This is a genomic window from Atlantibacter sp. MEI4A-1023, assembly GCF_056155425.1.
In genome coordinates, this window is the sequence record NZ_CM149568.1 from 3,621,480 (window position 1) to 3,644,323 (window position 22,844).

At 58.0% G+C, this 22,844-nt stretch carries 14 protein-coding genes; all 14 read right to left on the minus strand.

All coding sequences use genetic code 11. The features are described 5' to 3' along the window. Nucleotides 1-11 precede the first annotated feature (11 nt). On the minus strand, nucleotides 12-2,501 hold the full coding sequence (locus tag ACVV26_RS17200) for a type VI secretion system Vgr family protein (protein WP_474798439.1): 2,490 nt from the start codon (nucleotides 2,499-2,501) through the stop codon (nucleotides 12-14). After that, on the minus strand, nucleotides 2,498-5,152 hold the full coding sequence (gene tssH / locus ACVV26_RS17205) for a type VI secretion system ATPase TssH (RefSeq protein ID WP_474798440.1): 2,655 nt from the start codon (nucleotides 5,150-5,152) through the stop codon (nucleotides 2,498-2,500). Before tssH ends, ACVV26_RS17200 begins: the two co-directional genes overlap by 4 nt. Nucleotides 5,153-5,325: 173 nt before the next feature. Then, nucleotides 5,326-5,817 carry a type VI secretion system effector Hcp gene (gene hcp, locus ACVV26_RS17210; protein WP_312983560.1) on the minus strand — a complete coding sequence of 164 codons (492 nt, stop codon included), beginning with the start codon at nucleotides 5,815-5,817 and terminating at the stop codon, nucleotides 5,326-5,328. A gap of 4 nt (nucleotides 5,818-5,821) precedes the next feature. Then, on the minus strand, nucleotides 5,822-7,528 hold the full coding sequence (locus ACVV26_RS17215) for an OmpA family protein (protein WP_474798441.1): 1,707 nt from the start codon (nucleotides 7,526-7,528) through the stop codon (nucleotides 5,822-5,824). Beyond that, nucleotides 7,525-8,214 (minus strand): type VI secretion system protein TssL, short form, encoded by a 690-nt coding sequence (gene tssL, locus ACVV26_RS17220; RefSeq protein WP_474798442.1) that lies wholly within the window; start codon nucleotides 8,212-8,214, stop codon nucleotides 7,525-7,527. The genes ACVV26_RS17215 and tssL overlap by 4 nt, the downstream gene beginning before the upstream one ends. Then, nucleotides 8,211-9,551, minus strand: a complete 1,341-nt coding sequence (tssK, locus tag ACVV26_RS17225; protein WP_474798443.1) for a type VI secretion system baseplate subunit TssK — start codon at nucleotides 9,549-9,551, stop codon at nucleotides 8,211-8,213. Before tssK ends, tssL begins: the two co-directional genes overlap by 4 nt. 18 nt (nucleotides 9,552-9,569) lie before the next feature. Next, nucleotides 9,570-11,120 carry a type VI secretion system contractile sheath large subunit gene (gene tssC, locus ACVV26_RS17230; protein ID WP_474798445.1) on the minus strand — a complete coding sequence of 517 codons (1,551 nt, stop codon included), beginning with the start codon at nucleotides 11,118-11,120 and terminating at the stop codon, nucleotides 9,570-9,572. Nucleotides 11,121-11,157: 37 nt separating this feature from the next. Further along, nucleotides 11,158-11,655 carry a type VI secretion system contractile sheath small subunit gene (gene tssB, locus ACVV26_RS17235; RefSeq protein ID WP_474798446.1) on the minus strand — a complete coding sequence of 166 codons (498 nt, stop codon included), beginning with the start codon at nucleotides 11,653-11,655 and terminating at the stop codon, nucleotides 11,158-11,160. An 803-nt stretch (nucleotides 11,656-12,458) separates the two neighbouring features. Further along, a complete protein-coding gene (locus ACVV26_RS17240) occupies nucleotides 12,459-13,154 on the minus strand; it encodes a DJ-1/PfpI family protein (RefSeq protein ID WP_474798447.1) in 696 nt (231 codons plus the stop codon). A 47-nt stretch (nucleotides 13,155-13,201) separates the two neighbouring features. Continuing rightward, nucleotides 13,202-13,801 (minus strand): helix-turn-helix domain-containing protein, encoded by a 600-nt coding sequence (locus tag ACVV26_RS17245; protein WP_474798448.1) that lies wholly within the window; start codon nucleotides 13,799-13,801, stop codon nucleotides 13,202-13,204. A gap of 105 nt (nucleotides 13,802-13,906) precedes the next feature. Next, nucleotides 13,907-19,357 carry an Ig-like domain-containing protein gene (locus ACVV26_RS17250; RefSeq protein WP_474798449.1) on the minus strand — a complete coding sequence of 1,817 codons (5,451 nt, stop codon included), beginning with the start codon at nucleotides 19,355-19,357 and terminating at the stop codon, nucleotides 13,907-13,909. A gap of 49 nt (nucleotides 19,358-19,406) precedes the next feature. Further along, nucleotides 19,407-19,598, minus strand: a complete 192-nt coding sequence (locus ACVV26_RS17255) for a hypothetical protein (protein ID WP_474798450.1) — start codon at nucleotides 19,596-19,598, stop codon at nucleotides 19,407-19,409. A 401-nt stretch (nucleotides 19,599-19,999) separates the two neighbouring features. Then, nucleotides 20,000-20,716 carry a DUF3142 domain-containing protein gene (locus ACVV26_RS17260; protein WP_474798451.1) on the minus strand — a complete coding sequence of 239 codons (717 nt, stop codon included), beginning with the start codon at nucleotides 20,714-20,716 and terminating at the stop codon, nucleotides 20,000-20,002. Continuing rightward, a complete protein-coding gene (locus ACVV26_RS17265) occupies nucleotides 20,686-22,827 on the minus strand; it encodes a PA5441 family protein (RefSeq protein WP_474798452.1) in 2,142 nt (713 codons plus the stop codon). Before ACVV26_RS17265 ends, ACVV26_RS17260 begins: the two co-directional genes overlap by 31 nt. Nucleotides 22,828-22,844: the final 17 nt, after the last annotated feature.

A 22,844-nucleotide genomic window follows, 5' to 3' on the forward strand; every position in this document is an offset into this window, starting at 1 on the left:
TTTTATCCCTGTTATTTCTTCAAAATAATCTTCAGTCCATCAATTGCTTGCGAACTTACAAGAGAAGAATGTCCCATCGCATCTGTCACACCAGACATTACGCTTCCGTCTGGCAAGTGGATTTCATATTTCTGATTCGCCAGTGCCTTTCCAGAAGCCGGATGAGTAATAACAAATTTTTCATCAAAACTTCCCGGTTCAAACGACTTCATCACCCCCTGCATACTGCCTGCGCCTGCCTTTTTAATACCGGCATTCTTTATCAGCAGTTTGCCCGGGCCACCCATCTCCACGTTTCCGCCCCTGATTCTGATATAGCCGCCCCCGCAGACCAGCGTCAGCTCATCCTGTGCCGTTATCACCACCTTTTTACCGCCCGAAATATGCGTGTCCTGCGTGGACCAGCTGGTGAAATTTCCGCCCTGCGCCTGAATATCAATATCGCCCTGCGATGCAAACCATTTCGCCCCCTGCCCGCTCCAGAGACTGAGCTGTCTGCCTGCCGCCAGTGTGAAATCCTTCTGTGCTCCCACATCCAGTTGCTTACCGGCAACCAGCGTCAGGTTCTCCTGCGCTGACAGCAGCATGTCGTCACCGCTTGCCAGCGCCACGCCCTGCGGAGCCGTGCCCAGCAGTACATCCTTCTTAAGCTGCGCTATCTTCTGTTCCAGCAGCGTCTGCTGGCGACCGACATCCGCAGCCAGTGCCAGCGCCTGCCGGGCACTGGCCGCCAGCGACTGCATTTCCACCAGCGCTGCGGAAAGCCGCGACAGCGCCGGCTCCATCGCCAGCTGTTGCCCCTGCGCCCCGGCCTGGCCGTCGGCGCTGATAAATATCCCCTTCCCGGCGCGGATGGCCCCGTAACTGTCGGTTCGCAGCTCAAACCCCTCGCCGCGCGGCTGTCTTTCACCGTCCACCAGGTGCCCCAGGTTCAGCTGGCTTTTGCCCCCGTACTCCGTGCTGACCTTGATGTGCTCCCGGCCACGGCTGTCGTCCAGGCGGATTTTGTTGTTCGCAGGCGTCCGCAGCACGTTGCGTTTATAGTTGCGGATGGTGACGTGGTCGCCGTGCGCCGAGTCGTGCAGCACGCCCGCTATATACGGCCGGTCCGGGTTGCCGTCCTCAAAGCCAATCCCCACCTCGGTGCCCGCCAGCAGCGGCAGGTGCAGGCCGTACGTGTCCCCGGCGTACGGGCGCGACTGGCGCACCCACAGGCTCTCAAAGCCGGTTTCCCAGGCATCCCGGTCAAACAGCATCCTGACGCGGTAGCGCCCGTCTTTGTCGATATGCCCGTAGGCGTCGTTTTCCGTGGTGCTGGTCACCCGCGCCGGCAGCGTGCCGGCCATCACCGGACGCTTACCCGGCTCCGGGCGGAAGCCGGTATCCGCGCTGTCCGGGATACCGCTGAAATGCACCTCAAAATCACGGTCGCGGCGGGCAGAACTGTGCATCGCCGTGATAAGCACACCCCGGGCAAACGCCTCCGCCACTTCATACCCGCCGGTGACTTTCAGCACCTGGCCGGGAGAGAGCACCGGGCAGCTGGTCACGGCGGCGGTCTGCGTCCGGCCGTTCAGGTAACGCTCATGGCGAATGCGGGCATAAAACGCCCCGGACTCCGGCGCCGGGTGGCGGTCATACGCGCTGCCCGGCGTCAGGTAGTTGTCGGCATAATGGTAGGCTTCCCCGTAGGTGGTCGCATCCCCGCGGGTCACGTCGGCCTGCGCGTTCATGTCCCCGGTGGCCTGGCGGTAGTTGTAGTCACGGGTGCTGACCTGCTTCTGCACCACGTTATAATGGCTCTCCATGCCCCAGACCGAGTCCACACCGTCCGAATGCTGTCCTGATGGCGGAACCGATGGCAGCGTCAGACCTTTTTCATACCCCTGCTGACCGTCGTAAAATTCCACCACGTCGATGTTCAGGCGCGTATCAGTGGTAAAGCGGAACCAGATCCCCACCTCACCCAGCAGGCGGGTAATAAAGTGCAGGTCGTCCTCGCCGTACTGCATCACCTGCTCGCGGCGCGGGTAGTCGTTACCCAGCGAGAACAGGAAGTCCTGGCCGCGCAGGGCGTGGCGTTCACGCAGGATTTTTTCCACAATCTGCGGCACCGACATGTCCTGGTAAACCGCGTTCTGGTGCGAACGATCGAGCAGCGCCAGGCGTGGCTGCAGCGTCACGGCGTAATGGGTTTCATCTTTCGAGGTGCTGAGGCGTTCAAAACCGGACACTACCCCCTGAATCACACGCACTGCCTGCTGTACCCTGATGCCGTAACCCTGGTCAACCGGGGCCTGAAGCGTCAGGGAAGCGGCTTTCATCAGCATCATTTCTTTGCTGATGGCATGGTCAGGGCTTGTGAATTCAATACGATAACTGAACGGCGTGCTCAGGGCTTCGTGACCTTCAAAGGCCAGTACGTCCAGTTCGGGCTCACACCCTTTCACCGCCAGCAGGTGGTGGTTGTGGCTGAATATTATCGGGAGACTGGTGCTCATGTGTTCACTCCCTGTGTACGATCAAACGCCAGCCCGATACCCTCTTCCTCACTCCAGCTAAGGCTAAGTGACTGTGGTTTCTGTTTCGCAGCCATCCGGGTTAGCAGTTGCTGGCTCAGCACCGGCAATATCTGATGATTGAGCAGACTGTCGACATTACGCGCCCCGGTGTCCGGCAACAGGCAGGCGGCGGTCAGCGCGTCATACAGGCTTTCGTCGGTGTGCATGGTCAGGCCGTAATGACGGTGTAAGCGCTGGCTGACCTGGGCGAGTTTCATCTGCACGATGGTGCGCATCGCGGCCTCATTCAGCGGGCGGTAAATCACGGTCTGGAAACGGGCCAGCAGCGCGGGCTGGAAGTGGTCGCGCAGGATGGGGCGCATCAGCTCGTGCAGTTCCACATCTGTCGCTTCCGGCTGTTCATCCAGCAGTTGCATAACCTGGTCGCTGCCGAGGTTGGAGGTCATCAGAATGACGGTGTTACGGAAGTCGATTTCACGCCCTTCGCCGTCACGCATAAAGCCGCGGTCAAACACCTGATAAAACAGGTTCATTACGTCGCGGTGCGCCTTTTCCACTTCATCGAGCAGTACCACGCTGTACGGGCGTTTGCGCACCGCTTCGGTGAGAATGCCACCCTGGCCGTAACCGACGTAGCCCGGCGGGGACCCCTTGAGCTGGGACACCGTGTGTGGCTCCTGGTACTCAGACAGGTTGATGGTAATCAGCGACTTTTCGCCACCGTACAGCACGTCCGCCAGGGTCAGCGCCGTTTCGGTTTTGCCGGTGCCGCTCGGGCCAACCAGCAGGAACACGCCCTGCGGGCCGTTCTCCGGGGTAAGTCCGGTTTTGCTGGCGCGCAAACGCTGAGCGATGGCGTTGAGCGCCACGTCCTGCCCGACCACGCGTTTGCTGATTTCATTTTCAAGCGTCAGCAGTCCGGTCTGCTCATCTTTCAACAGCGACGACAGGGGTACGCCCGTCCAGTCGGCAATGACGGTGGCAACGGTGCGGACATCCACATCCACCGGGAGTAGCGGGTTGCTATGCTGCATGCCGTTAAGCGCCTGTTGCAACTCAAGCGTTTCATTCTGACGGGAGATATCCAGGCGGCTTTCCAGCAGTTGTGCGGTAAGTTTAAGTTCCTGACCGTACCGGGTTTCCAGTTCGTCGCGTTCAGTGATGCAGTTATTTTCTTCCTGCTCAATCGCCGCCAGACGCTCGCCGTGGCGCTGGCTGCCGACCGCGATATCTTCCAGCAGCGCCTGCTTTTCCATTTCCAGCGCGGTAATTTGCGCGCGGATGCGGGTCAGCGGCTCCGGCACGGTATCCAGACTCATGCGCACGCGGGCGGAGGCAGTATCCAGCAGGTCGACCGCTTTATCCGGCAACTGACGACCGGTCAGATAACGGCGCGACAGGGTGACGGCAGCACGCACGGCGTCGTCGGTGATATGCACGCCGTGGTGCTGCGCGTAACGGGATTTAAGGCCCCTGAGCATCAGGCACGCCGTATCGTCGTCCGGCTCCTCCACCTTCACCATCTGGAAACGGCGCTCCAGCGCGGCGTCACGTTCAAAATACTGTTTGTATTCGCTCCAGGTGGTGGCGGCGATGGTTCTGAGTTCGCCGCGGGCGAGAGCGGGTTTCAGCAGGTTGGCCGCATCCGCGCCGCCCGCCCGGTTACCCGCGCCAATAATGGTGTGCGCTTCGTCGATAAACAGCAGCACCGGATCCGGCGACTGCTGTACGGCGCTGATGACATTTTTCAGCCGCTGCTCAAACTCACCTTTCACGCCCGCGCCTGCCTGTAGCAGGCCCAGGTCGAGGGTGCGCAGGCTGACGGTTTTCAGCGATTCAGGAACATTGCCCTCAGCGATGCGCAGCGCCAGGCCTTCTACCAGGGCCGTTTTACCGACGCCCGGCTCGCCCACCAGAATCGGGTTGTTCTTACGGCGACGGGAGAGGATATCCACCATCTGGCGGATTTCGGTATCGCGGCCAAATACCGGGTCGATTTTGCCCTCACGCGCCCTGGCGGCCGCGTCGAGGGTGAATTTATCCAGCGCATTTTGCAGCGCCGGATTGAGCTCACCCTCTTTTACCTCTGCCCCGACCGCACCACCGACAAACTCCACGTCGCCGCCGTGCCCCTGCGCCAGCTCTGCGTCTTGCTGGGCTTCCGGGCGTTCGTCGGATTGCGCGTCAAGCAGCGGGCGTAAACGCTCAAGCTGGCTCCGGCCCAGGGTCAGCAGCGGCCACAAACCGTCACAGCGTATCAGTTTCGGTTTATCCACCAGGGCCATCAGCAGATGGACACTGCGGATTTGCGCTTCTCCATTGAGAGAAGCCGTCAGCCAAGCCTGCTGCATCAGCGTCTGAATGTTGTCAGACAGTTGGGGCCGGTGGCGCACAGAGCGCGGCTGTTTATCCAGCCAGCCGAGCAAATCCTGCCACAGAGTATCCATATCCCATTCATAGCGACGCGCCAGGACCGTCAGGTCGCCCTCGCCCTGCTCCAGCAGCTTCAGCAGCCAGTGCTCCGGCAGGATTTCCGCGTGGGCGCGGGTCTGGCAAAGCGACGCCGCCCCTTCCATCGCACGGGCACTGAAGGGATTAAGACGTCGAAGGAGGATTGCCGGGTTTTCCATGAGATTCTCTCTTTATCGTTTCCTGGGCACGCTACCGCCCCTCGCTGTTTCCCGTGAAGGGGACCAAAGCGCACAGGGTCGGGCTGGCAGGTTGTGGGTTTCTTTGCTGAAGGCCCGCAGGCTGCGGACGCTCAGCAAAAAAAGCGGACAGAGAAACTCTGTCCGCTTGCGGCTTACGCGGTGGCGCGTTCGTTCCAGGAATCGGAATGAATGATGTTGCCGTCTTTGTAGGTCCAGGTGATTTTTTCGTAACGCAGTTCAATCTGCTCGAGGTGGTTATGCTTTTCGAAAGAAGGATCCTTGATGTCGTGCATTTTTGGCGCGACTTTCACCAGCTTGACGTTCTCAAGCTTCGTGTTGAAGTACTCCACTTCCTGGCCCGCGTCGTTGATTTTGTACCATTTGAACTCCGCCGTTTTCAGGGTCTGACCGGTGGTCACCGCCTTGTACAGATACGGGCTGGAGGAGTCAATTTCCTTGGTGAACAGGAACGGGGTGTGAATGCGGGTGCCGGTCAGCTTGCCGGTGTTGTTGTCGGTCGGGATGTACAGGTTGTGCTCCTGCGCCACCACTTCGATGCTGCCTTCACGGTCTTTAACATCCACGGACCCTTTAATGTCCGCGCCGCCGTCGTCTTTCAGCCAAAGATAAACAGGAATTGCCATGAAATTACTCTCCATTGTGTTGTGAAGCGTCATCATCCTGCGATGACGCCGGGGGGGTGCCCGGCAGCTGACAGGCATTCGCCTGCGGCACCAGACTGATTTCGACACGGCGGTTAAGCGCGCGGCCTTCCGGCGTGTCATTGGTGGCGACAGGGCGGCCTGCGCCGTATCCCTGCACCGCAAAACAGCTTTCCGGCACGTCGCCGGTGTCACGCATCCAGTCGCGTACCGCTTCGGCACGCTTCAGGGACAACGGCTGGTTTATCTGCTGAAGGCCGGTGTTATCGGTGTGCCCGGCGACCACAATCAGCCAGCCCGGTCTGGCTTTGATGCCCACCAGAGCGTTCACCAGCACGCGGGTGGAGCCCGCCTTAAGGTGCGCGCTGCCGGAGTCGAACAGCGACATGCTGTCGAGGCGGACAATTTTCGGTGCCAGTGTCGCCTGCGGTTTGGGCGGTGGGGGTGGCGGAACATATGAGCGGATGGCCTCCAGCACCGTAAGGCGCAGACGTTCACCCTGATACAGGCCGAGCCCCATCCGGACCGGGACACCATTACGCGCATGATCGTCCAGCAGTGCCGCATCCTCTCGCAGGACCGCGACGGCATCAGCTTTCGGATCGTAATCATCCATCGGGATACGGTAATAACGCGTAATATCGAAGCTCACGCGGTGCAGCAACTGGCGGTTGTTCCAGCCACTGCTGAGCAGCGCTGCAATGGCCGCCAACGTGAAGAGTCCCAGCGCACAGCGCCAGGCGCGGCCACGAGGGGTGAGTCCCCGCCCTTCCGGCAACAGCGGCAGGGCAAAATCCGGCAGCGGTGATATCACCGTGCTGTCAGTCCCTACCGGCTGCCAGCCTGCTACCTGCGGCATGGCCGTGTGACGGGACAACCACGCCGTCCAGGCCGAAGATGCCAGGCTCCCGGCCAGAATGGGTCCCATTCCCCAAAGCACCGCTGCGGGTTCAATGGCCGGCACATCGGGGTTCTCATCCATAAATACGGCGGTGACGTGGCTGTGAAACCAGGCCATCAGGCTGTTCATCAACACCTGCTGCTGCATTGCAGGCGCACCGCCGCTGGCGACCCACGCAGCAATCGAACAGGGCGCGGTGGATTCTCGCCAGACCCTCACGCCTTCACCCGGGAGCGCCGCCTGCCAGAGCCTGTCATTTGTCATCGCACTGCCGACCTGACCATTCAGAACCAGCGGCACGGAATGCCCGGTCTCCTTACGCAGTTGGCTGATTTGCCAGCGCAGTGTCAGCAGACGGCTGGTCAACGCTTCGCTATCAGCGTGCTTCTGCGGGCAGACACAGACCATGACCGACAGCTGGCGACCCCAGTCCGGGCGCTGCCATAGTATCTGGCGGGCCACCTGCTCCAGGTCCTGAAAATCCTCTACCCGGATCCAACAACCCTGCGTGACAGTTAGCACCTGTGACGGCTGTGGCCAGGCCAGCGGCAGATCGCCACAAACCAGCACCACCGGCTGGCGGTACGTCGCCTCCGGGAGATCATCCAGACGCAGAGTGACGTCGTGCTGATCGCGACGGCGGGCGATGTACCAGGACGCCGTAATCAGCCCCAGAACAACCAGAAAAATAACAACGGACGCCTGCCGGGATGCTGGCAGAAAAAACAGGCATACGGCGGCACACAGCAGGGCTGCCCACAGCGCAAGGCCTCGCTGTTGTGCATGATTCATTTCACGACTCCCGGCAGCAGGGTCAGCAGCATCTGATCAAGCCAGTTGTTCAACCCCCACCACAGGGCGGCGACCACCGTCACGCTCAGAGCAATACGCACGGGCCATGACGCCAGCCAGCCGCCCATACCCCGTCCGCCGCAGCTTTCCGCCAGGATCGGATGGGTTTGTGGATAGCTGAAGGGGGGAACATGTTCACTGAGAGCGTTGACAAGCTTTTGGCGATCCGGATCGTTCAGGGAGCGAAAGCTGCCGAGGAATCCCAGCATCATCACGCGCTGAAAGCAGGTAATAACGTCACGATCGGGGGCCGGTTCGCGCAGCACATCACGCATCCGGTCACACAGCGTATCCCCGGCATCCATAGTGCCGAGGAAATGCCCCTGCAGGGGAATGTCATACCACTGCACGCTGGCGTCGTCGTCCACGCCGCGGCCTTTAACCGCCTCATCGAGCAGCGCGCACTGCGCGGTGAGAATATGCCGACAACTGGCCTCATCGAGCTCTCTCGCTTTCAGTTCACACTGCACCCGCTCCACGTCGGCGATACAGCGCTCCCACAGCGTTCGCCCTTCCCCATCATGGAATGTCGGACCGTGGTGCAGACTAATCACCTGCAACCAGGTGTCCTGCAGTAACGCATCAATATCAATGGGCGCGGCGGTGCCGCGTTTACGCTCACTCATGTTCTCAGTACCGCAAAGAGTTCAAGTTCAGGCTCTCCGAGCATCCCCGGGACATAAAACATGCAGGTGCCACCCTGCAGCATTTCCGTGGCCAGAGGATGAGAGACATCGAGGCTGAAATATTGGTTTTCCAGGCGCAATGGGATGGCGGCGGGCACATGGCGCAACGGCATCAGGGGAACCCCCACCCGGGATGAATTAACAATACTTCGGACGTGATCCGGACTGCCTACCTTGCACTGACGCGGGAACTGCTCCTGGAGTTGCGCCACTGGCATCGGTGAACGCACCGAAAGGTAGTAATCAGCCCCTTCCCGCAGGCGTGGATCATGCAGACGGGCCTGCCAGAAGTGGAGGCGGGGATCATAGTCAAGTGCAAGTGACACCACCCGTGACGGCAGACTGGCCTCCAGCAAATCACCCAGTAAGTCAAACAGCGGAGGGAAGACGTGATTCAGTTGCTCATGCTGCCAGAGCGGAATGGCGCTCACTTGATGCTCCAGCGAGAAGGTCAGCAGGCTCCCGGCCAGACGGGCAAGTTCCGGGAACAGGCGTTCTGGCGGGCTTTGCAGGTTACGCTGAAACTGCCCGAGCACGGGCTCGGCGCTGTTCAGGGCGTTCAGCAGCCAGAACAGAGACACGTCGGCCACGGCAAAATCGGCCATACGCTCATTGCTTTCACGTCGCATGGCCATCAGGCGGCTCAGGCGGACGCGCAACTGCATCATCAATTGTTCCAGTTGAGTGACCAGCCAGCGACTACCCTGAATGGTCAGCAGCGGGGGGAGAAACGTCTCATCAATCAGCCAGGTCCCCTGTGAATCCTGCTCCAGGCGGGCTACCGGACAGGTCAGATAATCGCTGTTGTTCTGATGAGCAAACCGCAGCGTCAGTTCTGGCTGCATCACCGCTATCTGGCGGGTGTCATCCCCAAAGGTATTGCGGACATCCCGCCAGCGCTGACGATATCGCACCGGACGCTCGGCCACCTCATCGGGTTTCAGGCAGTTGCCGCCGTTCGCGCGCAGCAGTGGAAGTGCCAGCACCACCACCACGTTCTGCGTTTCACTCTCAAGCAATAACACTGGTGGCAGGGCGTCAGCATTATCAGTATCAATCAGCGTCCCGTCCGGGAAACGAATGTGCAGATGACGCGCCTGCAGGCGGCCCAGCTTCAGTACATCGGGTTCGAAAGTGGCCTCTATCATTCCCCACGGGTGGGAAAGCCCCAGCCGGGCGATGCATTCCGCAGACCAGGCCGCATACGCGGCCTGTTGCTGGAAGTGCTGGGGAGAGACCATCTGGCCCCTTCCCCATAACGGTTGTTCCGTTTTCATCGGCTTCCTTGCCTCAGGTTATGATTTTGCCTTCGGCATCTGAGAAACCAGGGACAGACTGACGTCCATGCCCTCCACCTGGAAATGCGGTACGGCAAACAGTCTGACGCGGAAGAAGCCCGGGTTGTCCTCAATGTCTTCCACCACCACTTTTGCATCGCGCAGCGGGTGTGAGGCCTGCAGTTCATCACCCGGATCGGTCATTTCCGTTACCAGGCCGCGCACCCAGGTATTGAGCTCCAGCTCAAGCAGGCGGCGATCCTTGGTGGTGCCGATGTTTTCACGCTGAATAAGCTTCAGGTAGTGAGCGATACGCGACAGCAGGAAGATGTACGGCAGACGGGCATTGATACGGCTGTTGGCGGTGGCGTCGGCGGTGTCGTACAGCGCCGGTTTCTGGGTGGAGTTCGCCGAGAAGAAGCAGGCGTAGTCGCGGTTCTTGTAGTAAGACAGCGGGATGAAGCCAAGGTTAGCGAACTCAAACTCGCGGGTTTCCGGGATCATCACCTCAGAAGGAATTTTCACCTGATTCCCGGTACCGAGGTCATACAGGTGAATGGGCAGGTCCTGCACGGCGCCGCCCGCCTGCGGGCCGCGAATTTGTACGCACCAGCCGTTGTTGATGAAGCTTTTCACCATGTTGGCGGCAAAAGCGAACGAGGCGTTGGTCCACAGGTATTTATCGTGTTCCGGCCCCTTCACTTCTTCGGTGTAGTTAAAGCTGCGCACCGGCACGGTATCCGGGCCATACGGCAGGCGGCCCAGCACGCGCGGCATCACCAGACCGATATAGCGGGAATCGTCAGTGTCACGGAAGCTTTTCCACTTGATGTACTCGGCACGGTCAAAATAGTTGCCGATATCCTTGATGGCCGCGACCTGCTCCATGTTGTCTTTTAAAAAGAACGCCGGTCCTGCAGAACCAATAAACGGCATGTGAGCCGCAGCGGAGACTTTTGAAATATTGCGCATCAGCGCCACATCCTGAGCGGATGCATCGAACTCATACGCAGAGATGACCGCGGCAAGGGGTTCGCCACCCGGGGTGTCGTATTCCGCGATGTATGTCTGCTTATACAGTCCGCTCTGAATAATTTCCGGAGCGTCCTCGAAGTCCTGACGCAGCTCTTCTTTGGACAAATCGAGTAATTCCAGCTTCACGTTCTGGCGAAAATCGGTTTTATCCACCAGTGATTTCAGACCCCGCCAGATACTCTCTGTGCGCTGAAACGCTTCATGATGCATGACTTCATCAAGCTGACGGCTTATCTGGAAATCCAGCTCTGCAATATGCTGGTCGAGAATCGTTTTATCCAGCTTGTCCACTTTCTGCCCGGATTTCTGCAGGCACTGCATAAACACTTTCACTGCGGCGGTGACACGCGCATCCGCAGACGTTTCTGCCATCACGGTATTATCATCAAAACCGTTTAAATCACCGAGCTCAGCGACCGGCGTTAAATTAATTTTGTTAAACAGCGAGGCATATACCCCACCCTGCGGCAGTGTTTTTTCAATTGTGGCGCTGCCCGCCAGATTACGGGATTCGTTATTAACTGACATCAGCATTTACTCGTCATTATTCCGTTAAAAGAAGTTCCAGTCATTAATCCTGGAGCGGGGCCAGCGCATTCAGCTCACTGCGCAGTTCATCGGACAGCAGGGGGTCTTTTAATATTGCTTCCAGTTCTTTCCTGAAAGTCACATTATCAAGAAGATTGGATTTCAAATCGCGTAACAGATTACGCATTGAGAGCATGGCACGAAGCTGGGGAATTTGACGCGCGACAGCCTCAGGTTCAAAATCTTTCATATTTTTAAAGGACAGCTTCACATTTTCTTCAGAGCCGTCGTTTGCGAGGGTATTTTTAACGGCGAGACTGACCTGAGGATTAAGGTCAGCGAGAACACTGTTGAAATTATTCCTGTTGACGTTGATCTTTTCGCGTTCAGAAAGGGGCCCTTCTGCCCTGCCATTGCTGAAGTCACCCACACTCAGAAGTTTCAGCGGCAGTTCAATTTTCTTCCGGGCCCCACCCGTTAAAAGATCCAGTTTTATATTTACGCGCGCACGCGGCATCTCGTTCTGAAATGATTCAGACATATATATTTATCTCCTGAATTAATTAATCCCTTCGGCGGGCAGCGTGCCATCATTTAAAGTCGGCCTTTAATTTTAACGCTCGATTCAGCGTAACGTAAAGCGGGCTAAACGGAATAATTAATATCAGCAGTCACTAATTAAAGTGAATCATGGCTATACTTTGCAGACATAACTGGGCCTGCGAAGGATAGCAATGACGTATTTATATTGAATCAGACTTTATTCTCATAAATGAAGAAAATGAAAATAAGCAAGAAATGACCTCGCTAACCCTAATTAAGCGTGAAATACAATTCACTATATGATTCATTTAACCTGTAAGCATCACCAGAAATTATGTAACATTATTTTGATGTCTGATATTCGATATATGAGTGGCTGAATTCATGAATGAGCTTGTATAAAAATGAACGCACTTCCCCTTGACGTCATTTAAAGACGTCCTGACTTACCACAACAGAGAATCAATCCTTCAGTAACTCCATTCCACTCGCCCTGAAAGGAAACGCAAATATGCAACAGCAAGAACGCGCGCACGAAGAGGTGGTGGAATATCATTCATTTATTATCGTGTTGAGAGTCTACCAGAGCGGCTTGCTAAGATGCCCCCAGGGCATGGAGCGGTGTGATTGGCTGAACTAACGTATTGTCATCGGGCAAGAAATGTCGATATCTACATCTACAAGTTTGTCTTCATACCAAAGCACCTTTTGCCGTGCCAGGCGCTCGGTAAGACTAAGCCAGTACATCCTTTTGCTCCGCAGGCTCCCTGACTGGAGCCTGCCTATTTATTGATGAGAAGGTCAATAAAGATCGCTGAACTTGTCGTCTGAGGCGTCGGCCTTATACGTGTATTCGGTATAATTTTCGACGTCTTTTAATACCTGCGGCCCGTACAGTTTATTAATAAAGAACAGGCTCATGTCGATACCTGCCGATACGCCTGATGAGGTAATAAATTTCCCGTCTTCAACCCAACGCGCCTTTCTAACCCAGTTAACTTTTGGTCCCTGGCTGGCGACCCAGTCGAAAACACTTTTATTGGAGGTGGCACGGTGGTTATCCAGCAAGCCTGCTTTCGCTAACAACGCCGAGCCGGTACAGACCGATAAAACATATTGCGTACCCGAGGCCGTTTTTTTCAACCATTGCAGCAGGGCCGGGTTGGCGATTTCTGTTCGTACCCCCTGCCCGCCGGGAATAAGTAAAATATCCACGTGGGGCGCATGCGCGATATCAGTATCCACCTTTACGGCTGGCCCCTGATTAGAGGGGATAGTGCCTGTCGTGGTGCCAATCAGCACCAGTTTCATTTTCTCCGGCAATGCGCCAAACATTTCGACAGGGCCAAAAACATCTAATAACTCAAATCCCGGGAAAATAACAATACCGACCGTTTTTGTTGCGGCATCATCGGTATCAATAGGATGTGCCACGCTGCTAAAGCTGTATAAGCATGCTGCAAAAGAGAAAATAAACGCCATTTTTTTGAATAACATGCAATTGGTAACTCCGCTGAAGATAATAAATATTTGAAAATCGATATTCAGATGACCCGGACCGCATCCCTCAAATAGTAAAGGCGATTAAGATGATTAATATCGAAACGTTTCATGGCGCGCAATTTTATTGAATACACGGTCTTTTGTGAAATATTCATAATAATACTGATATTGCACACGCTCATTCCAATGAGCAGCAGTCTGAGCACCTTGCGCTCCCTTGCAGTTAATCGTCCTTCCGGTATGTCGTTATCGGGTTCGCTAAAACAGGTATTCAGTTGCGTATGCGCTTTCGCAAAAGATTGCACGGGGATCACCTGCACTCTGCAGCCGGTCAAGATCGCGGTCTGAAGCACTCGCTCGCTCAGGCGATGGCGGCACAGGCAAAGCAGTTTAATATTGGGGTGGGTTTTATTTAACTTAATTACTGAGGTCAGCCACTCGCGGCCTTCTGCGGTAAACAGCGTATCAGTACACAGGATCAACACCGCATTTTCCGGCAACGCGGTAAACACAGACAGGTGCTCGTAATCAAAAACCGTCACAGGCAGATGATTAATTTTTAACGCCTCTGCGATTTTTTCAAGACCTGCCCGAGCATACCTGTCCGGTTCATATAATAATACGCTAACGTTGCTCATCATCGTTCCTTAGAATTATTGCAGGAAATAGCTTTTATTAAAGCGCGCTGTTTCCTGCGGTTGCTAAAATACTGTCGGCGGCGTCCCTGTCGCCCCGTTATATCGCTATTACTGTGAACGGCTACAGGTAAAGGAGAGTGCAGTTATTTGCTTATCCATAAAGGCGGCAACGGAAAGCCCATTGTTTTCTGTCGGGCCCGCCATAATAAAGAGTGATTCCACCTTTTTGATGTGATCCCCCGCCTCGCCTTCTTTAGCAAAGAACCAAATTTTATCTGCAAGTTGCCCTGTTCCAGCTTTACCAAAAGAAACATAATCACCAGGGACTCCCTCGCCCGGCTCACCATTGGTCGTGATGTGTGCGGTGACACTTTCGCCCTGATAAAAACCCACGAAATCGCGCTTAGTAAAGCTATGATTTTTCTCAATGGCATTCACTTCCTGGCAGGCGGGAGAGACCGGCAATGGCGCCTTCACGGTCGCGGGTTCGCTGACTTTCCCTACCGCGTTGGTTGCGGTTACCGTGAGCGTCTGCCCGTCCGTCTGCGCCTGAGCCAGCACAGCGGTAAAACGACCATCAATCCCTGCCTGAACCGAACCTAACACCATGCCCTCTCCAGAAACGGTTACAGTGCTGAGGCTCTGCGCCGTGCCAGACACCGCAGAGCCATCTGCTGAGACCGCAAGATTGGCGGGCGGCGGCGGCGGCGCGATGTCGGGTGCCGTAATGCTGGCGGCCGGGCCAGGATGCCCCGCCGGGCTGAAGGCTATCAACGTCAGCGTTTCGCCGCTGACCTGCTGCGGCGTCAGCGGAGCGGTGAAATTGCCGTCGTGATCCACCGTAACGGTGATCTCGTGCTCAAGCGTACCGCCTGTCACTTGCACGGTGCCGTCCGCTATGGCAATGCCGCTCAGGCTCGAACCGTCCATCGTTATCATTAAGTCGCTGGGCGCGGCCGGGGGAATAATCGGTGCCGTCACGGTCGCGGGCTTGCTGACAAGTCCCCTCTCATTGGTTGCGGTAACGCTTAACGTTTGTCCGTCTGTCTGCGGTATGGCGAGATCCATCATAAAGCTGCCGTCCATATCCGCTATAACGTTCCCCAGTTCGGTACCCTGAGAGGTTACCGTCACGTTACTGCTCGCTTCTGCCGTGCCTGACAGCGTCGAGCCATCATCAGAGATTTGAAGATTGCCCGGTATCGGTGGCGGAAGATCCGGTGCCACAATCGAGGTTGCCGGGCCAGGATGCCCTGCCGGGCTGAAGGCAACAACCGCCAGCGTTTCACCGTGTATCTGCGGCGGCGTCAGGATGACGGAAAAATTACCCTGGCTATCCACAGGACCGACGATCGTCTGCTCAAGCGTTCCCTCCATCACGCTCACCGTGCCACCCGGCACCGCATGACCTGTCAGCGTCACACCGTCCACCGTAATCGCCAGATCGCTGGGCGCTGCCGGTGGGATAATGGGTGCCGTTACGGTCGCAGCAGCGCTCACCTGCCCCTTCGCATTGATTGCAATAACGGTTAACGTTTGCCCGTCGGTCTGCGGTGGACTGAATTCCATCAGGAATGCGCCGTCAGCGCCTACCGTAACACGCGCCAGTTCTCTCTCTTTATAAAGTACCGCCACGACGCTCTGTGGCTCGGCGTGGCCGCTCAGGTTCGCACCATCATCAGAGATGATAAGTTGGTCCGGCATAGGCGGCGGAAGTTCTGGCGCTACAACCGTCACTGACGCGCCGGGATGCCCCGCCGGGCTGTACACCGTGACCGTCAGCGTTTCGCCATGAACCTGTGGTGGCGTCAACGGGACGTTGAACGAGCCGTCTGCATGGATCGTGGCCTCAGGCTCAGGCTCCAGGGTTCCGCCCGTCACTTTCACCGTGTCATTCGGCGTAGCCAGGCCTGTCAACATCGTGCCGTCTACCGTGATGCCCACGCCAACAGGTGCCGGAGGCGGAACGACCGGTGCCGTCACGTTAACAGGCGTGCTGACATTGCCCAGCGAATCGGTCACCGTCACGGTGACGGTTTGCCCGTCGTCCAGCGGCGGAGACAACGCCAGGGAGAACCTGCCGTCAGGCCCCGCTTCGCCCGAAGCCAGTTGCTCGCCATTTACGGAAGCGTCGACTCTGCCGCCCGCTTCTGCCCGCCCACTGAGCGTGGAGCCATCCTGAGAGAACGCCAACGCGGCGGGAGGCTCTGGAGGAAGGAGCGGTGCCGTCGCTTCGGCCGGATCGCTTATATTCCCTCCCACGTCAACTGAGATCACCATCAGTATCTGCCCCTTCGTCTGCGCAGGGGTTAGCGTCACGCTAAACGAACCATCAGCACGCACAAGGTTGCGCCCCACCGTTGTGCCTTCATAGGTAACAATCACGGTGGTATCTGCTTCAGCACGGCCTGTCAGGGTCGCGCCGTCCGCCGAGAACGCCAGATCCTCAGGCATTGGCGGTGGGGTCAGATCGGGCGCCATCACGGTGGCCGATGCGCCGGGATGCCCCGCCGGGCTAATCGCGGTGATTTTCAGCGTTTCGCCGTTCACCTGAGGCGGCGTCAGGCTGACGGTGAATTCGCCTGTGCTGCTCACTGGCGCACTGGTCTCTTCTTCAAGCGAGCCGCCCGACACCTTCACACTGCCATTCGCAATAGCCTTACCTGTCAGGATATCACCCGTCGCGCTGAACATCAGGTCGGTGGGCGCTGCCGGCGGGACAACCGGTGCCGTCACTGTGGTGGGATCGCTAATATGCCCCTTCGCATCTACTGCCGTGATCAACAGCGTCTGTCCGTCGGTCTGCGGCGGATCCAGTTGCAGGGTAAACGAACCGTCAGCAAGCGCCACGGTGTGGCCCACAGGTTCGCCCTCTGCGGCTGAGGCAATGACCCGGGTACCCGCTTCCGCATGGCCTTTCAGGGTTGCGCCGTCCGTGGAGAATGTCAGATTGGTCGGCGCTGGCGGTGGGGTGTTGTCCGGTGCCTGCACGGTGGCCGACGGGCCAGGATGCCCACCCGGGCTGAAGACGGTCACACTCAGTGTTTCGCCGTTCACCTGCGGCGGCGTCAGCGTTACGCTGAACGTGCCGTCTTCATTGACGGGAACAACCCGCTCGCGATCCAGCGTGCCGTCGGTGACTTTTACGGTATCACCTGGCGTGGCGAGGCCTGTCAGGGTCATGCCGTCCTCAGTGACGTTTAGCTCGGTTGGCGCATCGGGTGCGATAATCGGCGCGGTGATGGTCGTGGGATCGCTAACGCGCCCTGCCGCATCGGTGGCGGTTACGGTCAGCGTCTGGCCGTCGTTCTGCGGCGGATCCAGTTTCAGGGTGAACGTGCCGTCAGCACCAACCATAACGCTGCCCAGCACCGTACCTTCCCACATAACCGTCACGGTCGTGCCTACTGCCGCCTTGCCTGCCAGGATCGCGCCGTCCGCAGAGAACGTCAGCGCGCCAGGTGCGTCAGGCTTGAGGCTGTTCAGCGTCAACGTGACGCTCAGGTTGCCCACGGTTTTGTTGTTGTACAGTGGAGTCAGGGTGTAGCTGTCAGCCAGCGTGCCGGTCAGACGCGCGGTATACACGCCCGCTGCGCTCTCGCTCAGATTGCTGACCTGCACATCACCTTCTGCGGGCGGAGCGCCCGCGCTGTTTTTGACGCCCAGCGCCAGACTGTCTGCGAGGCCCGGAATGGCATTGCCATTGGCGTCGTTAGCGCTAAAAGTCAGGGTGGCAACAGTACTGCCGTCTGCCGGAATGCTGTCCGGGTCGACCTTGAAGGACGATTTGTCGGCATCAGGCGCTACCTGATTGAGGGTCACGGTAATGGTGGACAGCGCCATCCCATTTACTGACGGTGTCACAGACCATGCGCCGAGGCCTGTTCCGGCGGTGAGCACGGTTTTATAGACACCCGGCGATACGCGAGTGAGCGGGGATAATTGCACCCCTGCGGCGGCGGCACGCAATGCGGACGCCCGTTGCGCTACCGGCGTCACGTTGATAGCGATAATGTCTGCCGGAACATCCACCAGTTGGCCCGCGTCATCCCGGGTGGTCAGCGCCAGCTCCTGCGTGCTGAGGCCATCCGCCGGCAGATTGACTTCCGCCGGTGTGAAGGTGGAGGAAGCGGCGCTGATCGCCGGCGCGTTGACGGTCACCTGGCTTTCTGCCCGTGCGGAGCGGTTGCCTTTGGTGTCCAGCGCCACCGCGGAGAGCATATAGTTATTCACTGCCTGCGGCCCATAACGGTAAGCGGGCAGCACCACACTCCAGCCCGGACCGGTCGTGTCGGCAACCAGCTGACCGCCCGCCGCCTCGAACTCTGCCGCCGACCACGCCATTCCGGCGTAGCCGTATTTGCTGTTAACGCTGACGCCCAGCGATTTCTGCTCGCCGCCGGTGCCGGTCACCAGTGACGCCATCTTCAGACGGATTACCTCCTTCTTGCGGTACTCCAGCACGATGTCGCTGTTGCGGTCCACCAGGTCGTGCCGGCTGCCCGCCAGGCTGCGCAGGGCCGCAACCGCATCCGGGTCTGTCTGTTTTGACCACGCCACGCCCGGCTGCACGGTCACCTCTGCACCGATGCGCGTGTCATGCCTGCCGCTCTGCCCCTGGCGCTGTTCCGCGCTCAGCGTCAGCAGGGGTACCGGGGTGTAGGTCAGACCCGCCGTGATGGCGTGCGGGTCGCGCTGGCGGTTTTCGGTGCCGAACAGCGCCACTTCGTTGCCGTAATACTGCTCGTACTTCAGCGTGGCCCCGAGGTGCGGCCACGCAGGCAGGTAGCCTTCGGTGCGGATGTCCCAGCCGTTAGCCGGGCGGGCTTCATAGTCCGTCACGTCCGGCGAGTCCCGCCAGTCCGAGAGGCGCAGGTAACCGTTGGCGGAGAGCTTAAGGTAGTCACGCCAGTATTCCGCGCCCACGCCCGCCCGGTAGTGGTAGCGGGAGAAGTCGTAATCGAAAAAGGTGTTGGCACCCAGCATGTAATCCGCCGCGAACCAGCGCAGCCCGAAGCCCAGGTTGCCCTGGGTGCGGTCGTCGGCGCGGTGAAGGCCGGTCTGGGTGAACGCCAGCATGTCCGGCTGCTCCCACAGGGGCACCAGCATATCGAACTGCGAGTTTTTCAGCGAGAAGCTGCGGTCCGCATCCAGCTGTACGCGGGCGGTGCCGAACTGGCTGAGCCAGTCCTGGACGGCGCCGCCGGCTGCGCCGGTGGCCATGCTGCGGGCCAGGGAGGCCGCGGCATCGCTGCTGCCATGCTGACCGAGCGCCCCGCCCACCTGAGAGGCGTAGCCGGCCATCCGTGAGGCCTGCTCATCACCCGCCGGGGCCTTATCGTCCCACGTCACTTCCGGCAGCGGGGCCATACTGCTGGCGGGTTGCGTAACCCGCGGGCCACGCTCCGCCGCGCGCGTGATGGCGGGCGTGAACGCGATCGCAACCGGGAAGACCAGTTGAACGGTGATATTCAGCCAGGTGACCAGGCTGACCAGACGGGTGCGACGATGAAGACCGCCTGGCTGACGAAATACAGGAGGAGAATGTCGTTGATCCATATTTTCTACTCAAAAGAATCGGGCGTGCGCAATTAACCCGCCATAATGATTACCAGCGGGAGGACACGTTATTTTCAGTTAATAAAGTTTCATGCTCTTTAGCGCAGAAATAACCGACCGCGCTCATCACATAAAACAGTTCATCACTCAGGGAAAAACTTTGCCTGCTCAGGCTGCGGTGAAATAATAGAAAAAGAATGGGTGTTCCTGAAGCCGTGAGCGCCTTCAGTTCCTCATCCATGCAGCCTTGAAGAATTTTTCAAATTCCAGGGTACTGCCTCTCCGTGGCGGAAACATTAAAATACCCTTCTCCATTTTTATGAAAATAATTGTAAATGTTAAATGATAAATAATAGCTAAACAAAGACACCGAGCGTTAAAAATAAAACGCACGGGTTAAAAAGAGTCTTTTTTTATTTTTAAACAAATGCCTTTCGGAATTTAGAACAATTGTTGCAGAAAGGAACGGCTATTTAATTTGTACGATTTTCGATATTTAATTTGATATAGAAAAAAGTCGTGGCAAATTACGCCAATAAGCGTAATGCCATCAGCGGGTTAATGACATGAGGAAATAATGGCGGGTACTGTCACGGAGAATCGCGTTCCGTTTGCAGCCTCAGCGCGAAACGTAATCGATATTCAACGGTCAGCCGGGTTGAGCATAAATACCACCGTGCCACGATACCACGGCGAGGTTTGCAACCGGGCTTCAGCCTGCACGTCGCGCTTGCCATGTTGCACCAACCCGAGTTTGAACGGGATGCGCAGCCGGGTCAGCGCGGGCAGATAGTCCTGATAATTCGCCACGGTACTTCGGCCCTGGTAGCTTTGCACCACCAGTTCATCCACCGGTAAGGCGTTGAGCGTCGCCACATCGCCGGTCTTCGCCCAGTCCAACAACCCTGTTACGCCCAGCGCGAACTGCGGCGGCAGTTGGTGGCGCAACTGCCGCAAAAAGCGCGCGTAGTCGTCAAGCTGGTGCGTGGCGGCGTCAAAATCGACCTGCAACCCCATCACCGGGTTTCCCGCCGCTTGCCAGCGCTGCATAAGCCGCACCAACCGCGGCGCGATCGTCTCCGGCACATCAAGTGTGGTAAAGCGCACCGTCAGCCAGATGGACGGGAACGTCAGGCGGCTGACCGGCAGCCCCAGCCGCTGAAATTCCACCACACCTGCGCGTTGCAGCACGTCGCCCTGATGCAGATAGACGGTTTGCGCGTCGCGCAATTCGTTACTGGCTTTTACGCCTGACCAGAGCCAAAAGGCCGGATGATCGCGGGCCGTGACAATGTCCGCCGCCCGCGCCTGCCCGGCCAGCAGCGCCATTACCAGTAGTATTTGAGTTTTTGTGCCCACGGGCTGCCCGGATATTGCGTTTTTAATTGACTGAACCAGCGCTTGCGCTGCGCTTTATCCACCTCGGTGCCGCCGCATTCGTTCATGCCGGACGGCGCGTAACACATAATGGCGCGATACAGCGCATAGCTTTTATCTTCCGGCTCCGCGCCTGTCGAGGCGATAACCTGCTGATAATAATGTTGGCGGTCGAACTGGCCGAACGGTTTCTCGCGGGCGATAGCCGCTTCCAGCACATCGTTGCCCGCGCTGTCTTTCCACAGATCGACATGCGTTTGCGTGGTGCGGAAGAACTCGCCCAGGCAGTTCAACGCGTGGGCGTCATCCGCTTTTTTGTTCAGCGTCTGCACGGTTTCGTCGAGGCTTCTGCACACATATCCCGGCTCGGTGCCTTTGCCGTTCCAGTCAAAAGCGCTGAGATTGACATCGTCAAACGCCTCGCCAACCACCGGCGGGGTGATGGCGCTGATAAGCGTCCTGTCTTTTAACCAGTCAGCAAGGCGCTGTTCCGTGAGATCCCGCACCAACAGAGTATGCAGAGCGAGGGTGCGCGCCTCGTTGTTTGGCCCGTTTTGCGCCTGCTGGCGCAACAGCTCAGGCGAAGCCGCCGCTTTCAATATCCGGGAGCGAAAGCGCAGGCTTGTCACCTGGCTTTCAGGGGCAAAGACGGCGGAGATTTCGTCGTTGTACACCAGCGTGGCGGCCAGTTTGGCCTGGAGATACTGCTGCTGTTCATTATCCTGGCTGAGCTTAAGCAGCTGTCGCCAGAAGTCACGCGCCGCAGGCCACTGCTTCTGCCCCATCAACGCTTCGCCGTACATTACCTGCTCGCTGAAGGCGAGGAGATCGTGAGCCGGGAGCTGTTTTGCTGGCGTGACCTCCCTGAGCAGCGCGGCGTAGTTTTCTGTCGCCATCCATAAGTTAAGCTGGAGATTGCGCCATAGCGGCAGTTTTCCGCTTTTTTCAAATACCGGCCTGGTATTGTCGAGCATCTGCTGGGTCAGCGTGGGTTTGTTATCACTCTTGAGGCGCAGCGCCCGCAGCAATTCGATATAACTCACCTGCGGCGCCTGAGGAAACGCTTCGTGCACCGGGTTGGCGAGGAATTGCATGCCATAGACGTTGTCGTACTCCGTCACCAGGTCGCGCAACGCTTGCGGGCTGGCGGCCTGCTGAAAAATCTGTTCATAGCGCTCCGCCAACTGCGGCCAGTCCTGCTGATACCAGTTGATGCGTCGCAACAGGCCGCGCGCGGAGTCGGCATACTGCCCCTGGGGAAAGCGTTGCAGATAGGCCTGCGCCGCCGTTTGCGCCTGGGCGGCGTCCTCGCGATCGATGCGCGCGATGTCAAAATCGCCATATTCGCCCACGCTGTTCTGGCTGCTTTTGTTGAGTGCGGTGCGGATCAACATATACTGCGCGGCTTCCGCCAGCCACGGGCGGTCGCTTTGGGTGAGCGTGCTGAAATCTTGTTCTGCATTGGGGTAGTCGCCGCCATAAAAGCGCGCCGCCGCCGTGAGGTAGGTTTTCCAGGGCGATGACGGCGCATTAGACGGCAGCCCGGTCAGCGCCGTGATGGCCTGTTCGGGCGTCGCGCCCGCAAAAATCGCTACGCGCACCTGCGCCAGCCCGCGACGCTGCTCGGGCGTCAGCGCGCTGTCAGTCAGCAGCCCTGCAAAGAACTGGCTTACGCTCGCCAGATTATTGGAGACAAAACGGTTTTCCAGTTCGTCAGCATGTCCGCTCAGGCTGGCGGGATCGAGTTGCAGCGCGGCGATCTGCTCCGCAAGACGCGGGTTTTCGCTTTGCGACGCTGCTGCGGGAGGTTGCACGGCGGCCTCGTCCCACTGCGGGTGATAAGCAAAATAATAATCGCGGGAACGGGTGATATCTGCAGGCATAGACTGGACGGGCAACGCGAAAGAGTTGGCCTCGCTGAGCAGGCGCAGCAGGTTGTCGCGCGAATCATTGCCCGACGTTAAAACCGGTACGCCCTTTAGCAGACAATTGTCCGCGCTCCAGGCACAATCTTCCATATCAAATGAAGCATAAGCAGAAGTACTCGCCAGCATGGCGCAGACTAACAGCGATTGCGGGATCTTCCTGACCATAAAAGGTTCCTGTCGAT